This is a genomic window from Pseudomonas sp. KNUC1026 (genome assembly GCF_021650705.1).
GTDB lineage: Bacteria > Pseudomonadota > Gammaproteobacteria > Pseudomonadales > Pseudomonadaceae > Aquipseudomonas.
The window spans coordinates 2,320,685-2,344,022 of the sequence record NZ_CP087138.1 but is presented as its reverse complement, the minus strand read 5'-3'; the positions used below and the strand labels follow the sequence as shown (position 1 = coordinate 2,344,022).

Annotated in this window: 15 protein-coding genes, 2 rRNA genes and 4 pseudogenes; 12 read left to right on the top strand and 9 right to left on the bottom strand. The window is 60.7% G+C overall.

The window, feature by feature from the left end:
- Nucleotides 1–137 precede the first annotated feature (137 nt).
- From LN139_RS10820 to LN139_RS10805, 4 genes are all read left to right on the top strand, one after another.
- Nucleotides 138–3,026: ribosomal RNA gene (locus tag LN139_RS10820) — 23S ribosomal RNA — on the top strand.
- A 131-nt stretch (nt 3,027–3,157) separates the two neighbouring features.
- A 5S ribosomal RNA gene (rrf, locus tag LN139_RS10815) occupies nt 3,158–3,273 on the top strand.
- A 153-nt stretch (nt 3,274–3,426) separates the two neighbouring features.
- Nucleotides 3,427–3,663 carry an IS66 family insertion sequence element accessory protein TnpB gene (tnpB, locus tag LN139_RS10810; protein WP_236359882.1) on the top strand — a complete coding sequence of 79 codons (237 nt, stop codon included), beginning with the start codon at nt 3,427–3,429 and terminating at the stop codon, nt 3,661–3,663.
- An 83-nt stretch (nt 3,664–3,746) separates the two neighbouring features.
- A complete protein-coding gene (locus LN139_RS10805) occupies nt 3,747–4,295 on the top strand; it encodes an AAA family ATPase (protein WP_236359881.1) in 549 nt (182 codons plus the stop codon).
- Between the two features lie 190 nt (nt 4,296–4,485).
- Here the strand turns inward: LN139_RS10805 and queD are convergent, their stop codons facing one another.
- Nucleotides 4,486–4,842 carry a 6-carboxytetrahydropterin synthase QueD gene (queD, locus tag LN139_RS10800; RefSeq protein ID WP_236359880.1) on the bottom strand — a complete coding sequence of 119 codons (357 nt, stop codon included), beginning with the start codon at nt 4,840–4,842 and terminating at the stop codon, nt 4,486–4,488.
- Nucleotides 4,843–4,974: 132 nt separating this feature from the next.
- Between queD and LN139_RS10795 the strand changes: the two genes are divergently transcribed.
- The 8 genes and pseudogenes from LN139_RS10795 to LN139_RS10765 all read left to right on the top strand — a co-directional run bounded on the left by LN139_RS10795 (nt 4,975) and on the right by LN139_RS10765 (nt 13,134).
- A complete protein-coding gene (locus tag LN139_RS10795) occupies nt 4,975–5,283 on the top strand; it encodes a PepSY domain-containing protein (protein WP_236359879.1) in 309 nt (102 codons plus the stop codon).
- Entirely contained in the window at nt 5,283–5,951 is a 669-nt protein-coding gene (locus LN139_RS10790) for a response regulator transcription factor (RefSeq protein WP_236359878.1), read from the top strand. Before LN139_RS10795 ends, LN139_RS10790 begins: the two co-directional genes overlap by 1 nt.
- Nucleotides 5,948–7,257 (top strand): annotated as a pseudogene (locus LN139_RS10785) (sensor histidine kinase). The gene LN139_RS10790 and the pseudogene LN139_RS10785 overlap by 4 nt, the downstream one beginning before the upstream one ends.
- A gap of 59 nt (nt 7,258–7,316) precedes the next feature.
- Nucleotides 7,317–8,138, top strand: a pseudogene (locus LN139_RS25645) (cache domain-containing protein); the annotation flags it as partial.
- A gap of 36 nt (nt 8,139–8,174) precedes the next feature.
- Nucleotides 8,175–8,996: a methyl-accepting chemotaxis protein gene (locus tag LN139_RS25640; protein WP_442964429.1), complete on the top strand. Its 822-nt coding sequence runs from the start codon at nt 8,175–8,177 to the stop codon at nt 8,994–8,996.
- An 87-nt stretch (nt 8,997–9,083) separates the two neighbouring features.
- Nucleotides 9,084–10,149 (top strand): annotated as a pseudogene (locus LN139_RS10775) (AI-2E family transporter).
- A gap of 148 nt (nt 10,150–10,297) precedes the next feature.
- Nucleotides 10,298–12,202, top strand: coding sequence for a penicillin-binding protein 2 (gene mrdA / locus LN139_RS10770; protein ID WP_236359876.1), 1,905 nt, complete (start codon nt 10,298–10,300; stop codon nt 12,200–12,202).
- 227 nt (nt 12,203–12,429) lie between these two features.
- Nucleotides 12,430–13,134 carry a hypothetical protein gene (locus LN139_RS10765; RefSeq protein WP_236359875.1) on the top strand — a complete coding sequence of 235 codons (705 nt, stop codon included), beginning with the start codon at nt 12,430–12,432 and terminating at the stop codon, nt 13,132–13,134.
- Between the two features lie 119 nt (nt 13,135–13,253).
- Here LN139_RS10765 and nuoN read toward each other — a convergent pair whose 3' ends face one another.
- From nuoN to nuoG, 8 genes and pseudogenes are all read right to left on the bottom strand, one after another.
- Nucleotides 13,254–14,729 carry an NADH-quinone oxidoreductase subunit NuoN gene (gene nuoN / locus LN139_RS10760; protein ID WP_236359874.1) on the bottom strand — a complete coding sequence of 492 codons (1,476 nt, stop codon included), beginning with the start codon at nt 14,727–14,729 and terminating at the stop codon, nt 13,254–13,256.
- Between the two features lie 7 nt (nt 14,730–14,736).
- On the bottom strand, nt 14,737–16,269 hold the full coding sequence (gene nuoM / locus LN139_RS10755; protein WP_236359873.1) for an NADH-quinone oxidoreductase subunit M: 1,533 nt from the start codon (nt 16,267–16,269) through the stop codon (nt 14,737–14,739).
- A 40-nt stretch (nt 16,270–16,309) separates the two neighbouring features.
- Nucleotides 16,310–18,163 carry an NADH-quinone oxidoreductase subunit L gene (nuoL, locus tag LN139_RS10750; RefSeq protein WP_236359872.1) on the bottom strand — a complete coding sequence of 618 codons (1,854 nt, stop codon included), beginning with the start codon at nt 18,161–18,163 and terminating at the stop codon, nt 16,310–16,312.
- On the bottom strand, nt 18,160–18,468 hold the full coding sequence (nuoK, locus tag LN139_RS10745) for an NADH-quinone oxidoreductase subunit NuoK (RefSeq protein ID WP_097086221.1): 309 nt from the start codon (nt 18,466–18,468) through the stop codon (nt 18,160–18,162). Before nuoK ends, nuoL begins: the two co-directional genes overlap by 4 nt.
- 3 nt (nt 18,469–18,471) lie before the next feature.
- Nucleotides 18,472–18,972, bottom strand: coding sequence for an NADH-quinone oxidoreductase subunit J (gene nuoJ, locus LN139_RS10740; RefSeq protein ID WP_236359871.1), 501 nt, complete (start codon nt 18,970–18,972; stop codon nt 18,472–18,474).
- A gap of 9 nt (nt 18,973–18,981) precedes the next feature.
- Nucleotides 18,982–19,530: an NADH-quinone oxidoreductase subunit NuoI gene (gene nuoI, locus LN139_RS10735; protein WP_236359870.1), complete on the bottom strand. Its 549-nt coding sequence runs from the start codon at nt 19,528–19,530 to the stop codon at nt 18,982–18,984.
- Nucleotides 19,531–19,542: 12 nt separating this feature from the next.
- The gene (gene nuoH, locus LN139_RS10730) at nt 19,543–20,550 is read right to left on the bottom strand and encodes an NADH-quinone oxidoreductase subunit NuoH (protein ID WP_236359869.1); all 1,008 of its coding nucleotides are present in this window, start codon (nt 20,548–20,550) and stop codon (nt 19,543–19,545) included.
- Nucleotides 20,547–23,255: pseudogene (gene nuoG, locus LN139_RS10725) on the bottom strand (NADH-quinone oxidoreductase subunit NuoG). The gene nuoH and the pseudogene nuoG overlap by 4 nt, the downstream one beginning before the upstream one ends.
- Between the last annotated feature and the right edge of the window lie 83 nt (nt 23,256–23,338).

Genomic DNA, 23,338 nt, shown 5'->3' with positions numbered 1-23,338 from the left:
GTATGTGATAGAAATTGACTGAAGCTGTGCTTTCACTGGCACAGTTCAGGTCAAGGTAAAATTTGTGAGTATCTACTTGCGGATTTTCGGCGAATGTCGTCTTCGCTCATACAGCCTCAGATTGTTTGGGGTTATATGGTCAAGTGAAGAAGCGCATACGGTGGATGCCTTGGCAGTCAGAGGCGATGAAAGACGTGATAGCCTGCGATAAGCTCCGGGGAGTCGGCAAATAGACTGCGATCCGGAGATCTCTGAATGGGGGAACCCACCTAGGATAACCTAGGTATCTTGTACTGAATCCATAGGTGCAAGAGGCGAACCAGGGGAACTGAAACATCTAAGTACCCTGAGGAATAGAAATCAACCGAGATTCCCTTAGTAGTGGCGAGCGAACGGGGACCAGCCCTTAAGCTGTATCGAGATTAGTGGAACGCTCTGGAAAGTGCGGCCATAGTGGGTGATAGCCCCGTACACGAAAATCTCTTTGCAGTGAAATCGAGTAGGACGGAGCACGAGAAACTTTGTCTGAACATGGGGGGACCATCCTCCAAGGCTAAATACTACTGACTGACCGATAGTGAACCAGTACCGTGAGGGAAAGGCGAAAAGAACCCCGGAGAGGGGAGTGAAATAGAACCTGAAACCGTATGCGTACAAGCAGTGGGAGCAGACTTGTTCTGTGACTGCGTACCTTTTGTATAATGGGTCAGCGACTTATATTCAGTGGCGAGCTTAACCGAATAGGGGAGGCGTAGCGAAAGCGAGTCTTAATAGGGCGTTTAGTCGCTGGGTATAGACCCGAAACCGGGCGATCTATCCATGGGCAGGTTGAAGGTTAGGTAACACTGACTGGAGGACCGAACCGACTACCGTTGAAAAGTTAGCGGATGACCTGTGGATCGGAGTGAAAGGCTAATCAAGCTCGGAGATAGCTGGTTCTCCTCGAAAGCTATTTAGGTAGCGCCTCATGTATCACTGTAGGGGGTAGAGCACTGTTTCGGCTAGGGGGTCATCCCGACTTACCAAACCGATGCAAACTCCGAATACCTACAAGTGCCGAGCATGGGAGACACACGGCGGGTGCTAACGTCCGTCGTGAAAAGGGAAACAACCCAGACCGTCAGCTAAGGTCCCAAAATCCTGGTTAAGTGGGAAACGATGTGGGAAGGCTTAGACAGCTAGGAGGTTGGCTTAGAAGCAGCCACCCTTTAAAGAAAGCGTAATAGCTCACTAGTCGAGTCGGCCTGCGCGGAAGATGTAACGGGGCTCAAACCAGGTACCGAAGCTACGGGTGTCACTTAGGTGACGCGGTAGAGGAGCGTTCTGTAAGCCTGTGAAGGTGAGTTGAGAAGCTTGCTGGAGGTATCAGAAGTGCGAATGCTGACATGAGTAACGACAATGGGAGTGAAAAACTCCCACGCCGAAAGACCAAGGTTTCCTGCGCAACGTTAATCGACGCAGGGTTAGTCGGTCCCTAAGGCGAGGCTGAAAAGCGTAGTCGATGGAAAACAGGTTAATATTCCTGTACTTCCGGTTATTGCGATGGAGGGACGGAGAAGGCTAGGCCAGCTTGGCGTTGGTTGTCCAAGTTTAAGGTGGTAGGCCGAACACTTAGGCAAATCCGGGTGTTCAAGGCCGAGAGCTGATGACGAGCGCTCCTAGAGTGCGAAGTGGTCGATGCCATGCTTCCAGGAAAAGCTTCTAAGCTTCAGATAACCGGGAACCGTACCCCAAACCGACACAGGTGGTTGGGTAGAGAATACCAAGGCGCTTGAGAGAACTCGGGTGAAGGAACTAGGCAAAATGGCACCGTAACTTCGGGAGAAGGTGCGCCGGCCAGGGTGAAGCATTTACTGCGTAAGCCCCGGCTGGTCGAAGATACCAGGCCGCTGCGACTGTTTATTAAAAACACAGCACTCTGCAAACACGAAAGTGGACGTATAGGGTGTGACGCCTGCCCGGTGCCGGAAGGTTAATTGATGGGGTTAGCGCAAGCGAAGCTCTTGATCGAAGCCCCGGTAAACGGCGGCCGTAACTATAACGGTCCTAAGGTAGCGAAATTCCTTGTCGGGTAAGTTCCGACCTGCACGAATGGCGTAACGATGGCGGCGCTGTCTCCACCCGAGACTCAGTGAAATTGAAATCGCTGTGAAGATGCAGTGTATCCGCGGCTAGACGGAAAGACCCCGTGAACCTTTACTATAGCTTTGCACTGGACTTTGAGCTTGCTTGTGTAGGATAGGTGGGAGGCTTTGAAGCGTGAACGCCAGTTTGCGTGGAGCCAACCTTGAAATACCACCCTGGCAACCTTGAGGTTCTAACTCAGGTCCGTCATCCGGATCGAGGACAGTGTATGGTGGGTAGTTTGACTGGGGCGGTCTCCTCCCAAAGAGTAACGGAGGAGTACGAAGGTGCGCTCAGACCGGTCGGAAATCGGTCGTAGAGTATAAAGGCAAAAGCGCGCTTGACTGCGAGACCCACACGTCGAGCAGGTACGAAAGTAGGTCTTAGTGATCCGGTGGTTCTGTATGGAAGGGCCATCGCTCAACGGATAAAAGGTACTCCGGGGATAACAGGCTGATACCGCCCAAGAGTTCATATCGACGGCGGTGTTTGGCACCTCGATGTCGGCTCATCACATCCTGGGGCTGAAGCCGGTCCCAAGGGTATGGCTGTTCGCCATTTAAAGTGGTACGCGAGCTGGGTTTAGAACGTCGTGAGACAGTTCGGTCCCTATCTGCCGTGGACGTTTGAGATTTGAGAGGGGCTGCTCCTAGTACGAGAGGACCGGAGTGGACGAACCTCTGGTGTTCCGGTTGTCACGCCAGTGGCATTGCCGGGTAGCTATGTTCGGAAGAGATAACCGCTGAAAGCATCTAAGCGGGAAACTTGCCTCAAGATGAGATCTCACTGGGATCCAGAATCCCCTGAAGGGCCGTCGAAGACTACGACGTTGATAGGTGGGGTGTGTAAGCGCTGTGAGGCGTTGAGCTAACCCATACTAATTGCCCGTGAGGCTTGACCATATAACACCCAAGCAATCTGCCAAAGCGCAGATGCGGTGGTGAAGCGACACAGCCGAAAATGCGCACCGATACACACAACCATCACATACCTGAATTCGCTGCAACGCCCAGGCGCGGCAGCTACCGAATTTCTTGACGACCATAGAGCGTTGGCACCACCTGATCCCATCCCGAACTCAGCAGTGAAACGACGCATCGCCGATGGTAGTGTGGGGTTTCCCCATGTGAGAGTAGGTCATCGTCAAGATTCAAACCCGCAGAACCCCAATCGTGAAAACGATTGGGGTTTTGTCTTTTCCAAGCATCAGAAAAATGATCTTTTGAAGGTGAATCGAGAGGAGCGCCGTAAGCGCTCGGTCGACCCGGAGGGATGTGCCCGCTTCATCCGCAGCCTCTCGCAATGATCCGCATTGACGCCATCTGGCTCGCCACTGAGCCCATGAATATGCGCGCTTGCCCGGACATGGCGCTGGCCCGTGTGGTCGCCGTATTCGGTACGGCGAAGCCGCACTGGGTTTATCTGTTCGCCAACCGCCGCGCTGATCGAATGAAAGTACCGGTGCACGATGGCGTGGGTATCTGGCTGGCGGCGCGCCGCCTGAACCAATATGCGGTTGCCGACGCAGAAGGCGAGTGAGATCGAACGGCTGCTGCCGCATCAGTGGGGCACTGTTAATGTATCGGAGATGGCAAACTTGTCTTAGAGTGGCTTAAAGCGAAATGACTAACGAGACGGCACGTTACATCTTGATTACAGGCGCGGCAGGTACCGGCACCTCAACCTTAGCGGGTGCTTTAGCAAAGGAACTGAGCACACCTCACCTGGAAGCAGATGATTTTCTGTGGCTGTCGAGTAACCCGCCGTATCAACATCTGGCAGACAAAGCGCAGCGAGGAGAGCGTTTGCTACAAGAGATGCGCTCTCATGGCCGTGCCATAGTTGCCGGATCAATAATGGGTTGGGGTCAGCCGCTTGAGAACGAATTTGATCTTGTGGTGTTCCTTTATCTTCCTGTTGAGCTCAGGCTCGAAAGATTGATACGTCGAGAAGTAAGCCGGTTCGGTCAAGCAAATCCGGAATTTCTGGCTTGGGCAGCTCAGTATGATGAGGGCGGCGTTCCTGGACGGAGCTTGGCCAGGCATCAGGAGTGGCTGTCCGTGCGTACTTGTCCCGTCCTGAGGCTTGAGGGGGACATGTCCGTTAAAGATCGGGTACTGCAAATACTGGATGCACTCGACGGGCTAAACGTCATACCGTCGATCATGTGAACATGTGTCGGCCATACGCTTAGGCTCTGTACGAAATGCATCCCAGCTCGCCCATGCTGCGTTGAAAACAGGCTCGGAATGCTCATTTACAACCAGTAAACTCCGCTTCCTCGCCTGTTTTCGCCTTGCCTGGCCTTCGCCGGAATACATTTCATACAGAGCCTAGGGAGCGCCATCCTTGGCAGCTCACCTATTCACCGCGATATTCACACCCGCTGGTACAGGTTTCATGCACGCGTACCTTCGACAGCTCAGGCAACAGTGGCTTGAGCTGCTGCCAGATCCATATCGATAGATTCTCGCTGGTAGGGTTCTCGAGCCCGGGGATGTCGTTGAGGTAGTTGTGGTCCAGCTGTTCGTAGATGGGCTTGAAGATAGCCTTGATTTCGGAGAAGTCTCGAATCCAGCCTGTATGAGGGTCCACCGGCCCGCTCAGGTACACAGCCACCTTGAAAGAATGACCGTGCAGGCGGCCACATTTATGGCCGGCCGGTACATTGGGCAGCTTATGAGCTGATTCAAAGGTGAACTCTTTGAAGATTTCCACGCTAACGCCATTCCTATGGTCAAACAAAGGGCCAGTGTACCCGCTAAAACTGCGGTGGGGCAGGGCGGATTCAGGTGTGCTTAAGCCAGTGCGTTTACCTTTGACGTTCAATGCCTCTCGGAAGCAGTTCTAATGCACCGACACTTTCAACGTGTGATGGCCGTAGGGCTGTCGCTATGCTCCAGCGTGTTGTCAGCGCACGATCTGGGCCAGGACGAAGCGCTGAAACTGCGTCAGCAAGGCGCAATCTTGCCACTGGAGCAGTTGTTGGCGAGTGCAATGGCTCGCTACCCCGGTGCCCGGCTGCTCGAAGCCGAGCTTGAGCGCGATCATGGCCGCTACATCTATGAGGTGGAGCTGTTGACAGCGTCGGGTGCGGTACGCGAGATCGAGCTGGATGCAGCAACCGGGCACCTGCTCAAAGACGAGGAAGACGACTGATGCGCCTGTTACTGGTCGAAGACAGCGTGCCCCTGGCCGATGAGCTGCAGCCGACACTGGCCAGGCAGGGCTATGCCATCGATTGGCTGGCCGATGGCCGGGATGCCCTGCACCAGGGTGCCGTGGAGCCCTACGACATCATCGTGCTGGACCTTGGTTTGCCTGGCATTCCTGGCCTTGAGTTGCTGCAACAGTGGCGCGCGCAAGGGTTGTCCACGCCTGTGCTGGTGCTTACCGCGCGCGACTCCTGGGCGGAGCGTATCGAGGGTTTGCGAGCAGGGGCAGACGACTACCTGACCAAGCCCTTTCACCCGGACGAGCTGATCCTGCGCCTGCAATCCCTGCTTCGCCGTGCCAAAGGGCTGCCCAACCAGCCGACCCTCGATGCGGCCGGCTTGCGCCTTGACGAAGGGCAGCAGAGTGTCTGGCGTGGGCATGAAAGCATTACGCTCACTACCGCAGAGTTTCGACTCTTGCGCTATTTCATGCTTCATCCTGGCCGCGTGCTATCCAAATCCCTGCTCACAGACCACCTATACGACGGTGCCAACGAACGTGACTCGAATGTGCTGGAAGTGCACGTCAACCACCTGCGGCGCAAGCTGGGCCGCACGGTGATCGAAACGCGCCGTGGCCAGGGCTATCGATTCACCGGAGAGGGGGTGTGAGGTCGATACAGGCTCGTTTGAGCCTGGGCCTCGTGGCTGTGCTGGTCATCGTGGGCCTGGTGACTGCACAGGTCACGTTGTGGCTGTTCGAGCAGGGATTGCAGCGGTATCTGGAAAGCGGGCTGCGCGGTGAAACGGAAAACCTGCTGATTGCGTTGCACAAAGGCCCTGCTGGCCTGCAACTGAATCAGGACCGCCTGCTGCCCGCTTATGATCGGCCTTTGTCCGGGCGTTATTTCAAGATCGATTCGCCCGAACAGACGTTTCGCTCACGCTCGTTATGGGATGCCGACCTGCCCAGCCCCGCCAAACCCGGGTTGCACGATGAACTCGTTACGGGGCCGGATCAACAGTGGCTGCTGGTACTCAGGGCGGACTATCGGCGGCTGGGCCAGCCGGTAGCGATCATCGTCGCCCAGGACTACTCACCCATCAGGCAAAGCTTCTCGCACATGCGCCAGCTGGGGCTGGGGATTGGCGCACTGGCGCTGCTGGTCATCCTGCTGCTGCAGCGCTACACGGTCAAACGTGCGCTTAGACCACTGGAGCGCGCGCGCCGGCAGATCGCACAACTGCGTGACGGCCAGCGACGTGAGCTGGACCCAGGGGGCGCTCTGGAGCTCGAGCCGCTGATCGAACAGATCAACCACCTGCTGGCCCACACCGAAGACAGCCTCAAGCGCGCCAGGCATGCCGTCGGCAACCTTGGGCATGCCTTGAAAACACCCCTGGCGGTGCTGCTCCACCTCGCAGACAGCGGGCGGCTTGCCGCGCCTGATGCTCGGCAGTTGGTCACCAAGCAATTGGAGATCATCGAGCAACGCCTGGGCCGTGAGCTGAACCGGGCGCGGCTGGCCGGTGATGCGTTGCCCGGTGCTCGCTTCGATTGCGACCAGGAACTGCCTGGCCTGATGCAGACCCTGGCGATGATTCACGGCCAGCATCTGGACCTTGAAGTTCACGCACAACCAACGCTGGTGCTCCCGCGTGATCGCGAAGATGTTCTCGAACTGCTGGGTAACCTTCTGGATAACGCGTGCAAATGGGCTGACGCCTGCGTGCGCCTGACCATCCGCGCTGAAGCCGGCAGATTTTGTATCCTGGTCGAGGACGATGGCCCTGGCATCGAGCCTGAAGGCGCCAGCACGTGCTGGAAAGAGGGCAGCGCCTGGATGAAGCAGTGCAGGGCCATGGCCTGGGGCTGGGTATCGTGCGCGACATCGTCGAAGCCTGGGGTGGGCAGATGAGCCTGGCCACCAGCGAGTGGGGCGGCCTGCGGGTGGAGGTTGTGGTCGAACGTCATTAAACCTTTATGAAGGCTGGCCGATACCAAGGCATTCCAGCCCCCTGCTTTGAGAGTTTCCCATGCGCCTGAGCCTGAAAGGCAAAGTCCTGTCGTTGGCGATCTTGCCTGTACTGATTTTCGCTGTCGTGATCAGCCTTTTTTCGGTGTTCCTGCTGCAGCAGCAAGCCAAGCGCGAAGTCGAACAGACGCGCGAGCGCCTGCTCAATGACGCGCGCGGCACGCTGCAGGATTACGTCAATATCGCATTGGGCACTATCAAGCCCATCTACGATGCAGCCAGCCAGGGCGACACTGCCAGCCGTGACCAAGCGATCAAGATGTTGTCGCAAGTCACCTACGGCAAGGATGGGTATTTCTTCGGCTACGACTCCAAGGCTGTCCGCCTGTTCAAGGGCAGCAGTGCCGAGGGCGTAGGCAAAAGCTTCAGCGATGCCAAGGACCCCAACGGTGTTTACGTGAACCGAGGCCTTGTCGATGTCGCCAAGGACAATAGCCACTACATAACCTACTCCTCGACTCTGCCCGGCACTTCGACCTTGGTGCCCAAACTTGCCTACAGCTACTACTTGCCCAAATGGGACATGGCATTCGGTACCGCAGTGAACATCGACGGTATCGATGCTCAGGTTGCGGAGCTTCAGAAGGAGGTAGATGCGCGCCAGCGTGACATGCTGCTGAGCATCATCGGTATCGCCGCAGTGGTGCTGGTGGTGATCGGGATCGCCGGCCTGGTGTTGGCCCGCACCCTGCTCAAGCCGCTGCTGGCAATGAAAGCCAACCTCGACGACATCGCAGCAGGTGAGGGCGACCTGACCCGCCGCCTGCCCGATACAGGTCACGATGAAATCGGCGATCTGGGCCGCTCCTTCAACCGTTTCGTGGACAAGATTCACACGCTGGTTCGGCAGATAGCAGACATGACCGGCCAACTGACTAGCCTGGTCGGGCAAGTCGATAGCCAGGCCCAACGCGCCGAACAGGCCATGCAGCGGCAGCGCCAGGAAACCGATCAGGTCGCCACAGCGATCAACGAGATGTCCAGTGCCGCCCAGGAAGTGGCCCACAGCGCGCAGAACGCTGCTCAAGCGGCCCACCAGACCGACATCGAAGGCCAGCAGGCACGCCAGGTGGTGGATGGCAGCGTGCAGCAGATTCACGCGCTGGTCAGCGATATCCGCAGCAGCGGCGCCTCCCTGGACAGCCTGCAGAGCGATGTGCAATCGATCGTCGGTGTGCTCAGCGTGATCCGCTCGATCGCCGAGCAGACCAACCTGCTGGCACTCAACGCTGCCATCGAGGCTGCGCGCGCCGGGGAGGCCGGCCGTGGCTTCGCTGTTGTGGCCGATGAGGTGCGTGCCCTTGCCAGCCGCACTCAGCAGAGCACTCAGGAAATCCAGGGCATGATCGACCGCCTGCAGCGCGGTACCGAAGACGCCGTGGCGGCCATGCGCCGTTCCAGCGAGGCCGGTGATGGCACTTCGGCCAAAGCCAACCTTGCCGGCCAGTCGCTGGACGCCATCAGCGGGCTGATCGCAACCATCAACAGCATGAACGCGCAGATCGCCAGCGCTGCCGAGGAACAGACGGCCGTCGCTGAAGAGATCAACCGCAGCGTTCATCAGATTGCGCAAGCCGTTGACCAGGTGGCCGACGAGACCCAGCAGAGCGCTGCTGCCTCGCGTAGCCTTGCAGCCCTGGGCGATGGCCTGGGCCGGTTGGTGCGCCAGTTCAGGATCTGATCGTCACGGCCGGGCAACTTTGCCTGGCCGCCTGTGGACTAAGCCAAGGGCGCCATGCAGGCGCCCACCGGTGAACACAGGCCTTGCATGAACAACGACGCGAATCTGCAGAAAAAAACCCTCCTGCTGCTGGTGGTGCTGGTCACCCTTGCCTTTATCTGGATCATGCTGCCGTACTACGGCGCAGTGTTCTGGGCAATCATCCTCGGTATCCTCTTCACGCCCATTCAGCGGCGCCTGGCGCAGCGCTTCAAATGGCGGCGCAACGTTACTTCACTCGCGACCCTCGCCATCTGCCTGGTAGTGGCAGTACTGCCGATGATCATCATCAGCGCTTTACTGGTGCAGGAAGGTGCGGCTGTCTACAAAAGCATCGAAAGCGGTCAGTGGGACATCGCCGGCTATGTAAACCAGGCCCGGCAGGCGCTACCGCCATCCATGCAGCATCTTGTGGACCGCCTGGGGCTGGGCAACCTCGATGGCCTGCGCGAGCGAGTGACCCAATGGGCCAGTGCCGGAGGCCAGGTCCTAGCCAGCCAGGCCTTCTACGTCGGCCAGGGAACGTTCGAGGTCATCGTGGGCTTCGGCGTCATGCTTTACCTGCTGTACTTCTTCCTGCGTGACGGCCCGGACCTTATCCGCCGCCTGCGCAGCGCCGTTCCACTGGCCGAGCATCAAAAGCGCCGCCTGCAGCTCAAGTTCACCCGTGTGGTGCGGGCAACGGTCAAGGGCAATATGCTGGTCGCCATGATCCAGGGCGCACTGGGTGGGGTGATGTTCTGGGCCTTGGGCATCCCCAGCTCGCTGTTGTGGGCGGTGCTGATGGCGTTCCTCTCGTTGCTCCCAGCGGTGGGCGCCGGCGTTGTCTGGGGCCCGGTGGCGCTGTATTTCATGCTCAGCGGGCCGGCCTGGAAGGGCATCACGCTGGCGGTATTCGGTGTGTTCGTGATCGGCCTGGTCGACAACCTGCTGCGGCCTGTTCTGGTGGGCAAGGACACGCGCCTGCCTGACTACCTGGTGCTGGTGTCGACCTTGGGAGGGCTGTCGGTCTTCGGCCTGAACGGTTTCGGTGATCGGCCCGCTCATCGCGTCACTGTTCGTCTCGACCTGGAGCCTGTTCTCAGAGCAGCGCAAGCCGCTGATCCTGCCCTGAGCCTGAAGAAATCCTCACCCCAGGCCGGCGCGGTTGCCTTGAGCCGCCCCGGCCCATTGTTTAACATTCCCGGCTTTGCGTGTTCGCCAGGGGTGGCGCTGCCTTGAGCAGCGGCGCCGGGCGAAGGTGCACGGCTTGAACGGTACCCATGCCCAACCCGATTCCCCTTAAAGACCACGAGAAAGAAAAAGGCCTCGTCAACCGGAGGCTGCTGGTGTGCGGCCTGCTGGTGCTGGCATTGGCGTTGAGCCTCGTGGCGCGGCTGTACTTTCTGCAGGTCATCCAGTACGACTACCACTCCACGGTATCCGAGAACAACCGCGTTCACGTGCTGCCCATCGCGCCCGAGCGCGGTTTGGTCTATGACCGCAATGGCGTGGTGCTCGCCGACAACCGGCCCAGTTTCAACCTGACGCTCACCCGCGAACGCGCCGGGAACAGCGCGCAGGTCGCCCAGGTGCTGGACAACCTCGCGCAGATCCTGCACCTGACCGATGAGCAGCGCCACGACTTCGACAAGGACCTCAAGCGCTCGCGCCACCCCTTCGAGCCGGTCACTTTGATGTACGAACTGACCGAGGAACAGATCGCCGACATCGCGGTGAACCAATTTCGCCTGCCCGGGCTGGATGTGGATGCGCAATTCGTGCGCGAGTACCCTCAGGGCGAGCTGTTCGCCCATTCCCTTGGGTATGTAGGGCGTATCAACGAACACGAAGCCAAGACCCTTGACCAGACCGAATACCGCGGCACTCAGTCGGTGGGCAAGACCGGCGTGGAGCGCTTCTATGAGCCTCAGCTCCACGGCCACGTAGGCTTCGAGGAAGTCGAAACCAACGCGCAGGGCAGGGTGATGCGGGTGCTGCGCCACACCGATCCGGTGCCGGGCCAGAACATCACTCTGAGTTTGGATATCAACCTGCAGCGCGCTGCGGAAAAGGCGCTGGACGGCCGCCGAGGCGCTATTGTTGCGCTCGACCCCAATACTGGAGAGGTATTGGCCATGGTCAGCGAACCGGGCTTCGACCCCAACCTCTTCGTAACCGGCATCAGCTTCAAGCAATACACCGCGCTGCGGGATTCGATCGACCGGCCGCTGTTCAACCGCGTGCTGCGCGGCCTCTATGCGCCTGGCTCGACCATCAAACCAGAGGTGGCCGTCGCAGGCCTTGACAGCGGCGTGATCAATGCCGGCACACGGATCTTCGACCCTGGCTACTACCAGCTGCCTAATTACGATCACAAATACCGCAACTGGAACCGCGCCGGTGACGGCTGGGTCGACCTGTACTCGGCGATCATGCGTTCCAACGATGTCTATTTCTATGAAACCGCGCATCGCCTGGGCATCGACCGGCTGCATGATTATCTGAGCCGCTTCGGCATCGGGCAGAAGGTTTCCCTGGACATGTTCGAAGAAGCGCCGGGCCTGATGCCTTCGGAGCAATGGAAGCGTGCAACCCGCCGCCAGCCCTGGTTCCCCGGTGAAACGCTGATCCTCGGTATCGGCCAGGGCTACATGCAAGTGACCCCGCTGCAACTGGCCCAGGCCACCTCGCTGATCGCGAGCAAAGGTGTGTGGCACCGCCCGCACCTGGCGCAGACCATCGGCGGGCAACCGCCGGTGGACAGCAACCCGATGCCCAATATCGTGTTGCATGACCCTAATGAGTGGGAGCAGGTCAACCGCGGCATGCAGGCTGTGCTGCACGATCCGCGCGGCATCGCCCGCCAGTCAGCGGTCAATGCGCAGTACCGCATTGCCGGCAAGAGCGGCACTGCCCAGGTGGTCGCGATTCGCCAGGGCGAGCGCTACAACCGCAACAAGACCGCCGAGCGCAACCGCGATAACGCACTGTTCGTCGGCTTCGCTCCGGCTGAGAAACCGCAGATCGTAGTAGCGGTGATGATCGAGAACGGCGAGGCCGGTGGCAGAGTGGCGGGGCCGGTGGTTCGAGAGGTGCTCGATGCCTGGCTGCTAGATCAGGACGGGCACCTCAAGCCGCAGTACGCAAGCCCGGCACCTTCGCCGCTCAAGCCGCCGCATGCCTGACCTGCAAGCCTTCAAGCGTCGCTAGCCTGGCCAGCGACACAACTGAGGCTGACCCTCGCCCTTGTACGCCGTTGCTACCCAGACGGTTGATCGTGTCGGCGGCTTGAAAAAATTGAAACTGGCGTTGCCTGCGGCTGTTTCAGTTAGCCGCTTCTATAGCGCAGGTAGTAGAGGGTTACCCGGTGGTGACAGGCCTGATTGGCATTATCAGGCTTTTGGAGCGCACTATGACCACCCGATCCGGAATGTTCTACGCCCGTAACGGCGGGCCAGCCCGTCCCCATCTTTTCGAAGTACCTCTTCGGGTCGCGCGGGGAGATCAAGTGGAGATCTTCATTCACCAGGTCGCCAACCTTGTGTGGATGGTGAGCGATCAAGCGGCCCCGACGCTGCCTTTGCTTCCGACCCTGCTAGGCGAGGTTGGTGCAGATGCGCGGATAACGATCACGATCAGCAACAGCGCAAACCTTACCTTGGGCTATCCCTGCCAATTGGTTGGCCCAGCGCTGATCGGGCCGCTTGTACAGGGTCCGATTGCACCCGGGGCGCATATTGCCATCAGCCTGTCAAATTGCGCCAATGTACTGCTCGCCACACCTGAGGCGAGCCTGATGTTGGCCCAGGGTGAGCTCATCGCATCACAATCTGGCGCCAGCCTGCATAGGCACCAGTGCGGGCAGGTCAACCATGCAATGCCGGGTTCAGGTTGCGTGAGCATTGTCAATGGCGAGCTTGTAGATGAGCTGATAGACACCCACACACTAATCGATTGCACGGTCGACATCCGGGTCGAGCGAGTCGCCAATGTGCGGTGCCAGTCGCTGAGCATTGTGGAGGGGGAGCTTATGGATGAAAGCCTCGACGCGGACTGCGTCCTGCGTTCAAAGGTGCGGATCAGTTTAAGTGATAGCGCCAATGTAGAGGCAGGATAGAAGGGCCTGCAACGCTGGCCAGTACCCGCTCTATGCGCTCTGAAAGACAAGCCCCCGCTTCATGGCGGGGGCTTGTCGTGCGGCAGTACAGCGACCCAGGCCGCTGCATTCGGGCTAGGTCAACCCATCAGGTGAAAGCCCGCATGCTTGACCAGCTCCACCAGCGGCGATGGGTAGACACCCAGCACGAACGCCAGCACTGCAATAGCCAGCAGCATCACACCACCGGCACGCTGTTCCCATTTCAGCGGTGCGTCGCGGCGCGGCGCGTCGGCTTCACGCAGGTACATGGTCACCATCACGCGCAGGTAGTAGAACACGCCGATGGCGCTACCGATGACCAATGCGCCGACCATCCACCACAGCTGCGACTGAACGCCAGTGGCGATCACGTAGAACTTGCCGATGAAGCCGGCCGTGAGCGGGATGCCTGCCAGCGACAGCATCATCACCGTCAGCACTGCCGTCAGGTACGGGCGACGCCAGAACAGCCCGCGGTACTCGAACAGCGCATCAGCGTCGCGGCCGTCATAAGGCGAAGACATCAGCGTGATCACGCCGAAGGCACCCAGGCTGGTGAGGGTGTAGGTGGCCAAATAGACACCGATGGCTTCCAGCGCCATCCCCTTGCTGGCCACCAGGGCAATCAGCAGGTAACCGAAGTGAGCGATGGAGGAGTAACCCAGCAGGCGCTTCAGGTTGCTCTGCATCATTGCCAGCAGGTTACCAGCCAGGATCGACAGTACGGCAATCACGGCGAGCACGGTGTAGATCATGCCGCTGGAGGCCAACGGCGAAAGCTGGAACAGGCGGACCAGCACGGCGAATACAGCCACCTTGCTGGCAGTTGCCAGGAACGCGGCCACCGGCGCAGGCGCGCCTTCGTACACGTCCGGCGTCCAGAGGTGGAAGGGCACCAGGGACAGCTTGAACGCCAGCCCTACCACCATCATCGCCAGGCCAAGCTGCGCGAGGCCGCTGGGTTGGCCAGTGGCTGCCAGCGCGGTGCCGATGGCACTGAACGACAGGCTGCCAGCATCGGCATACACCAGCGCCATACCGAACAGCAGGAACGCTGAACCAGCGGCCGACAGCACCATGTACTTGACGCCAGCCTCCAGTGAACGCTTGTTGAAGAAGGCATAGGCGATCAGGCCGTAAGTGGGTACCGAGAGCAGCTCCAGGCCGATGAACAGCGACGACAGTTGCTGCGCCATTACTAGCACCAGGCCGCCCGCGGCAGCCAGGATGATCAGCAGGTACAGCTCCTCGCGGTTGCCCGGGTAGCCGGCACCGGCAGCGCCTTCACCCAGATAGGCGTGTGCCAGGGTGACGCAAGCCAGCGTGGCGATGAGTATCAGTGCCATGTAGAAGCAGGCGAAGTTGTCTACCTGCAGCAATGTAGTCACTGCGATCGGCGTGATCTTCAGCACCGGCAGGATCGACAGCAAGGCCAGGTTCAGCCCGGCTGCCGACAGCAGGAAGATCATCGAGTGGTTGCGCCGCCAGGCGATCGCCAGCATCACCACCACTGCGGTGGCACTGGTGATCAACAGCGGTAGCAGGGCCAGAAAGTGTTGTGAAGTCAGTTCCATAGCGCTCTTACCGGGCCGAAGCGAGTTGAGTGAATGCCGAGGCGAACCAGTGCTGAACCCCAGCGACGGTCGCCGCAGTGGTGTCCAGGAACGGCTGCGGGTAAACCCCCAGCCACACCAGCAGCGCCGCAAGGCCCAGGATCATGGTCATTTCTCGCGCGTCCATCCCGGCCAGCACGGTGTCTTTCTTCGCCGGGCCGAAGTAGGCACGGTGAATCATGATCAGCGAGTAGACCGAGCCGAACACCAGGCCCGAGGTGGCAATGGCCGACACCCAGGGAGCAACCTTGAAACTGCCCAGCAGAATGAGGAACTCGCCAACGAAGTTGCCGGTGCCCGGGAGGCCCAGCGAAGCGGCTGCGAAGAACAGGCTGATCGCCGGCAGGTACGGAATGCGTGCCCACAGCCCGCCCATCTCACGGAAGTCACGCGTGTGCATGCGCTCGTAGAGCTGGCCGGACAGAATGAACAGCGCAGCCGCCGAGAGGCCGTGAGCCAGCATCTGGATCACAGCGCCTTGCAGCGCCTGCTGGCTGCCCGAGTAGATGGCGATCAGCACGAAGCCCATGTGCGAGACGCTGGAGTAGGCGATCAGGCGCTTGATGTCGGTCTGGGCGAAGGCCAGGAAGGCCCCGTAGAAGATCCCGACCAGGCCAAGCGCCATCGCGATCGGCGCGAACTCGGCGGAAGCATGCGGGAACAACGGCAGCGCAAAGCGCAGCAGGCCGTAGGCCGCGGTCTTGAGCAGAATGCCCGCCAGGTCTACGGAACCGGCCGTAGGCGCCTGGGCGTGAGCGTCAGGCAACCAGGAGTGCAGCGGCACCACCGGCAGCTTCACCGCGAACGCGATGAAGAAGCCCAGCATGAGGATGTATTCCACGCCCTCGGGCAGCCTGGCCTTGAGCAGGTCGGCATAGTTGAAGGTCAGCACGCCGGTCTGGTTGTAGTTCACCAGCACCAGGCCCAGGATCGCCACCAGCATGATCAGGCCACTGGCCTGGGTGAAGATGAAGAACTTGGTCGCGGCGTAGATGCGCGTGCGCTTTCCGTCCGACGAGCTGTGGCCCCACAGTGCGATCAGGAAGTACATCGGAACCAGCATCATCTCCCAGAAGAAGAAGAACAGGAACAGGTCCACGGCCAGGAACACACCGATCACGCCGCCCAGAATCCACATCAGGTTGAGGTGGAAGAAGCCGACGTGGCGCTGGATCTCTTTCCAGGAGCAGAGCACCGAGAGCATGCCGAGCAGGCCGGTGAGCAGGATCATCAGCAGCGACAGGCCATCCATCGCCAGATGAACGCTGATGCCCAGTTGCGGGATCCAGCTCAGATGGAACTCGTGGCTCCAGGCCGGCGCAGCGCCAGGAGCAGGGGCCAGGGTGTAGTCCCCGGTCGCCCAGAGCCAGAGGCCCAGAGCGAATTCGAGGGCCATGGTCAGCAGCGCAATCCAGCGTGGCAGGGTGGCGGCACCGCGCTCACCCAGCCAGCACAGCAGGCCGCCGATGAAGGGGATCAGGATCAGCCAGGGCAAAATCATGACAGGGTCGATTCCTTAAGCAAATTCGCAAGGTTCATGGTCACACCGCCGCCGCGACAACAGCGCCGATCACCAGCACGGCACCGAAGGCAATGGAGGCTGCGTACCAGCGCAACTGCCCGGTTTCGCTGCGGCTCATGGCTTTGTTCCCACCCTTGGCCATGGCCGGGATCAGGCCGATGGTCTTGTCCAGAGGGTCTTTGCGCAGCACATGGCAGATCAGCAGATACGGCTTGACGAACAGCTTGTCGTAGAGCCAGTCGAAGCCCCACGCAGCGAACCACCAGCGCGACAACAGCCGGCCCGGGCCGCTGTTGGCCACGGCGGTCGCGAAGCGGCGTTTGCCGAGGAACAGCACGGCTGCCAGCAGAATACCTGCCAGCGCGATAGCGCCCGAGGCGATTTCCAGGCTGTGCTGCGCTTCACCACCGGCATGGCCGACGCTTTCAGGCAGTACGCCCGCCAGCGGTGGGTGAATCCAGGCACCAATGAAGGTCGACAGCACGATCAGCACGCCCAACGGCAACCAGTGGGAAATCCCGTGGCCGGCGTGAGCTTCGGTCTTGGCTTCGCCATGGAAGGCGATGAAGATCAGGCGGAAGGTGTAGATCGAGGTCATGAATGCGCCCACCAGGCCTGCGTAAAGCAGGTAGGTATGGCCACTGGCGAAGGCTTCCCAGAGGATTTCGTCCTTGGAATAGAAGCCGGCAGTCAGGATCGGCAGGGCAGCCAGTGCGGCACCGCCGACGATGAAGCTGGCGTACGCGAGCGGCAGCTTCTTCCAAAGGCCGCCCATCTTGAAGATGTTCTGCTCGTGGTGGCAGGCGACGATCACAGCACCGGAGGCGAGGAACAGCAGCGCCTTGAAGAAAGCATGAGTCATCAGGTGGAAGATCGCGCCCGACCAGGCGCCTACACCCAGGGCCAGGAACATGTAGCCGATCTGGCTCATGGTCGAATAGGCAAGGATGCGCTTGATGTCGGTTTGTACCAAGGCCGCGAAGCCCGCCAGCACCAGCGTGACGGCACCTACGATGCCCACCAGGTGCAGAACCTGTGGCGCCAGTTCGAACAGGCCGTGAGTACGGGCGATGAGGTAGACACCGGCGGTCACCATGGTCGCGGCATGGATCAGTGCCGACACCGGGGTAGGGCCGGCCATCGCGTCCGCCAGCCAGGTCTGCAGCGGCAGTTGAGCGGATTTACCGACCGCACCGCCCAGCAGCATCAGCGTTGCCAGCACGATCCAGAAGTCGCCCACCTGAAAGTGGCCCGGCGCCCGCGCCAGCAGTTCCTGGATGTTCAGCGTGCCCAATTGGTGGAACAGGATGAACAGGCCGATGGCCATGAACACGTCACCGATGCGGGTCACGATGAAGGCCTTCATGGCGGCATCGCCGTTCTTGCGCTCGCTGTAGTAGAAGCCGATCAGCAGATAGCTGCACAGGCCCACGCCTTCCCAACCGAAGTAGATGAACAGCAGGTTGTCGCCCAGGATCAGGAACAACATGCTGGCAATGAACAGGTTGGTGTAGGAGAAGAACCGCGAGTAGCCGTTTTCGCCGCGCATGTACCAGGACGCGAAGAGGTGGATCAGAAAGCCCACCCCGACCACCACGCCCAGCATGGTTACAGCCAGGCCATCCAGATACAGGGTGAAGGTCGGAGCGAAGCCGTCGACGTTCATCCAGGTCCAGAGGTGCTGCACGTACACGCCGTTGGCGGGCGGGTTTACGTTGAACTGGAAGATGACCCAGGCAGCGACGATGGCGGACAGGCCCAGAGAGCCTACGCCAATGGCAGCGCTGGTGTTTTCAGACCAGCGCCCGCGCGAAAACGACAGCAGCAGGAAACCGATCAGTGGAAAGACGAAAGTCAGGAAAAGTAGGTTCATCCGCGCATCTCGCTGGCTGCATCGATATCGAGCGTGTGGAAGCGGCGATACAGCTGGATCAGGATCGCAAGGCCGATACTGGCCTCGGCGGCTGCCAGGCTGATCACCAGGATGAACATGATCTGCCCATCCGGTTGCCCCCAGCGGCTGCCTGCGACGATGAACGCCAGTGCGGCGGCGTTCATCATGATTTCCAGGCTCATCAACATGAAAAGGATGTTACGGCGCACCAGCAGGCCGACCAGGCCCAGGGTGAACAGCACACCGGCGACGGCGAGGCCGTGTTCCATTGGAATGGCAGGCATGGCTTACTCCTTGGCCTCGTTGCGCCCGATGTGGAAAGCCGTGACCACGCCCGCGAGCAGGAGCATGGAAGCCAGTTCGACCACCAGCAGATAAGGCCCGAACAGGCTGATGCCCACGGCCTTGGCGTCTACGGTGGTGGTGCCGATGGCGGCGGTGCTGGGATGGCTGAACAAGACGATGCCCAGTTCCATCAGCAACAGCACGCCCAGCAGCATGGGGCCGGCCCAGATGCCGGGCTTGAACCAGGCTTTTTCCTGCGCTGCCTGGGCAGGGCCCAGGTTCAGCATCATCACCACGAACACGAACAGCACCATGATGGCGCCGGCGTAGGCGATGACTTCCAGGATGCCCGCAAAGGGCGCACCCAGCGCGAAAAACGTCATCGCGATGGCGATCAGGGAGATGATCAGGTAGAGCAGGGCATGCACGGGATTGGTGTTGGTAATCACCCGAAGGGTAGCCAGCACCGCGACACCGGATGCGAAGTAGAAAGCGAATTCCATCGTTCGTCCTTAAGGCAGCAGGCTCTTCACGTTGATCGGTTCGGCTTCGTTCTGCGCGGCGCCTTTCGGCTTTCCGGCGATCGCCATGCCCGCGACGCGATAGAAGTTATAGTCCGGGTTCTTGCCAGGGCCAGAAATGAGCAGGTCTTCTTTCTCGTACACCAGCTCCTGGCGCTTGTACTCGGCCATCTCGAAATCCGGTGTGAGCTGGATTGCGGTGGTCGGGCAGGCCTCTTCGCAGAGGCCGCAGAAGATGCAGCGCGAGAAGTTGATGCGGAAGAATTCCGGGTACCAGCGGCCGTCGTCGGTTTCTGCCTTCTGCAGCGAGATGCAGCCTACCGGGCAGGCCACCGCGCACAGGTTGCACGCAACGCAACGCTCTTCACCGTCGGGGTCACGCGTGAGCACGATGCGGCCGCGGTAGCGCGGCGGCAGGTACACGGCTTCTTCGGGATATTGCAGCGTGTCGCGCTTGCGGAAACCATGGCCGAACACCATCACCAGGCTGCGTAGCTGGGTATAGGTACCGCTCATGATGTTGCCGATATATTTGAACATGTGCGTCTCTCCTCACTGAACCGCGCCGGCCGGGGCGTGCAGTAGCACGATCGCGGCGGTCACCAGCAGGTTTACAAGGGTCAGTGGCAGGCAGAACTTCCAGCTGAATTCCATCACCTGGTCATAGCGCGGGCGTGGGATCGACGCGCGCAGCAGGATGAACAGCATGATGAAGAAACCGGTCTTGAGGGCGAACCACAGAAACGAGAGCTGCGGCAGGATGTTGAACGGGCCGTGCCAGCCGCCGAAGAACAGCGTGACCAGCAGCGCCGACACCAGCACGATGCCGATGTACTCGCCCACGAAGAACATGCCCCATTTCATGCCGGCGTATTCGATGTGGTAGCCGTCAGCCAGCTCTTGCTCGGCTTCGGGTTGGTCGAACGGGTGGCGGTGAGTGACCGCGACGCCTGCGATGAAGAAGGTGCAGAAGCCGATGAACTGCGGAATGATCAGCCACAGGTTCTGCGCCTGGTATTCAACGATGTCGCGCATGTTGAACGAGCCCACCTGCACCACCACGCCCATCAGCGCCAGGCCCATGAACACTTCGTAGCTCACGGTTTGCGCCGAGGCGCGCAGGCTGCCAAGCAGGGCGTACTTGTTGTTGCTCGACCAACCGGCGAACAACACCGCATACACCGAAAGCCCGGCCATGGCGAAGAAGAACAGCAGGCCGATGTTCAGGTCGGCAACGCCCCAGGTCGCGGTGATCGGGATGACCGAGAACGCAAGCAGCAGCGCACTCATGGCCACCACCGGCGCCAGGGTGAAGATCACTCGGTCGACGAAGGGTGGGTTCCAGTCCTCCTTGAAGAACATCTTCAGCATGTCGGCAGCGATCTGGAACATGCCGAACGGGCCGACGCGGTTAGGGCCGTAGCGGTCTTGCCACCAGCCCAGCAAGCGCCGTTCGACGAACGAGAGCAGCGCGCCGCAGACCACCACGGCGAGCAGGATGACGATGCACTTGATTACCTGGATGATGATGTCCACCAGGTCCGGGGTAAGCCAGGTCATTGTGCTGCCTCCTGCAGGCCATCAACCGAGAGGCCACTGAATGCGGCAGGAATGCCGGCCAGGCCCTTGGGCAGCCCGACCAGGCCTGCGCCCAGTTCTTCATTGATTTTCAGCGGCAGGCGCAGGGCCTGCCCGGCGACGTTCAGCGAGAGCAGGGCGCCCTCGTTCACGCCCAGGCGATCGGCCTCGGCCTTGGCCAGTGCCACGTAGGCCTCGGGAACGCGCGTTTGCACCGGAGCTGCCTTGGCGCTGTTCTCGTCACTGCCGAACAGGTGATAGAACGGCACGGCCTGCCAGGTGCCCTGGGCCGGTGCAAATGCGCGCGGCGCCTCGAACCAGGCAAGGTTGTCGCCCTGGCTTTCGATCAGGCGCACGCCCGGGTCGCCGGCACGCAGGCTGCCGCCGACTTCATCCTGAAACTGTTCCAGGCTTGCGGCGAGTTCCAGCCCGGCGACCAGGCGAACGGCACCTGCTGGCGCGGTTCGGCCGAGCCCGAATAGCCTTCCATGGAGAAGGCAAAGGCGGTGTCGCTGTCTTGCGGGGTACGCGGCTCGTGCACGCTGATGTTGGCGCGCATGGCGGTGCGGCCGCTGTAGCGCAGCGGTTCGCGGGCGAGTTTCATGCCCTTGATGCGGAAGGCAGCAGAAGGCGCAGCATCGACGATACGAGCCAACGGTTTGGCAGCGTTGGCACAGGCCTGAGTGACGTGGTCCAGCTGAGTCCAGTCGACCGGGCGTTCCAGCAGCGTGGCGCGCAGGGCATGCAGCCAGCGCCAGCCTTCGTGGATCAGGTTGCTTGCATCAAGGTAAGCGGGGTCGTAAACCTGGAAGAACCGCTGTGCGCGGCCTTCCTGGCTGACTCAGGGTGCCATCGCCTTCGGCGAAGCTGGCCGCCGGCAGCACCAGGTGGGCGCGTTCGGCGGTTTCGGTCATCTGATGATCGGCCACGATCAGCACCTTCGCTGCCGCCAGGGCAGCATCGACCTTGGCACGGTCGGTACGGGTGTAGAGGTCGTTCTCCAGCACCACGAGGGCGTCGGCATGGCCGTCGATGACCTGTTGCAGCGCAGCGTCGAGCGAGTCGCCGCCCAGCAGGGCCAGGCCCAGGCTGTTGGCTTCCGGCACCACCAGGCTCAGCGAGCCGGCCTTGGCACGTGCGGCCAGGGCCTTGGCGATGTTGGCAGCAGCCTCCACCAGCGCGCTGGAGCCCAGTGACACACCACCTACTACCAGCGGCCGCTTGGCAGCCAGCAGGGCATCGGCGATACGTTGAGCGAAGCCCTTGGCTTCGTCGTCCAGGCCGGCGACGGCGGGTGCGCTCGGGTCGATGGCGTGAGCCACGGCGAAACCGATGCGAGCCAGGTCATCCGGCGCTGCGTGAACGCAGGCTTCGGCGATGTCGTCCAGGCGGGTATCGGTGACGCTGGCGATGAACAGCGGGTTGAGCTCGTGCTGGCCGATGTTGCGCACGGCCGCGTCCAGCCAGGGCTGCACGCGCATGGCCTCGGCCATGGCTTCAGCCTTGCCCTTGACCGATTGGCGAAGGGCCAGGGCCACGCGGGCAGCGGTCTGAGTCAGGTCTTCACCGAGCACGAACACGGCGTCGTGGTCTTCCATGTCGCGCAAGGTCGGGATCGGCAGCGGGCTGTTCTTCAGGACTTCCAGCGCCAGGCGAACCCGGGCCAGTTCGCCGGCTTCCATACCGGTGTAGTAGTGGGCCGAACCCACCAGTTCACGCAGCGCGTAGTTGCTTTCAAGGCTGGCGCGGGGCGAACCGATACCGACTATGTTGCGGCCGCGCAACAGTTCGGCAGCCTTGTCCAGGCCATCGTCCAGGGTCAGCTTCTGCTGGCCCAGCAAAGGCTGGCGCGGGCGATCCTTGCGGTTGACGTAGCCATAGCCGAAGCGGCCGCGGTCACACAGGAAATACTGGTTCACCGAGCCGTTGAAGCGGTTCTCGATGCGGCGCAGCTCGCCATAGCGCTCGCCCGGGCTGATGTTGCAGCCACTGGAGCAGCCATGGCAGATGCTGGGTGCGAACTGCATGTCCCACTTGCGGTTGTAGCGCTCGGAGTGAGTCTTGTCGGTGAACACGCCCGTTGGGCAGACCTCGGTGAGGTTGCCGGAGAACTCGCTTTCCAGCACGCCGTCTTCGATGCGGCCGAAATAGACGTTGTCGTGCGCGCCGTAAACGCCCAGGTCGGTGCCGCCGGCGTAGTCCTTGTAGTAACGCACGCAGCGGTAGCAGGCGATGCAGCGGTTCATCTCGTGAGCGATGAACGGGCCGAGCTCCTGGTTCTGGTGAGTACGCTTGGTGAAGCGATAGCGGCGCTCGTTGTGGCCGACCATCACCGTCATGTCCTGCAGGTGGCAATGGCCGCCTTCTTCGCAAACCGGGCAGTCGTGAGGGTGGTTGGTCATCAGCCATTCGACGACGCTGGCGCGAAACGCCTTGGATTCGTCGTCGTCGATGGAGATCCAGGTGTTGTCGGCTGCTGGCGTCATGCACGACATGACGATGCGGCCGCGCGTGTCGTTTTCGTCGTTGTACTGCTTCACCGCGCACTGGCGGCAGGCACCGACGCTACCAAGCGCGGGGTGCCAGCAGAAGTAGGGGATGTCGAGGCCCAGGGACAGACATGCCTGCAAGAGGTTGTCTGCACCATCGACTTCGAGCGCTTTGCCGTCTACGTGGATAGTGGCCATGGTTCAAAGGTCTTCGTTGGCCCGCGTGAGCGGGCGAGGCTAATGGAAATCCTGTTCTGTGCCTGGCGCGTATCGCGGCTTCA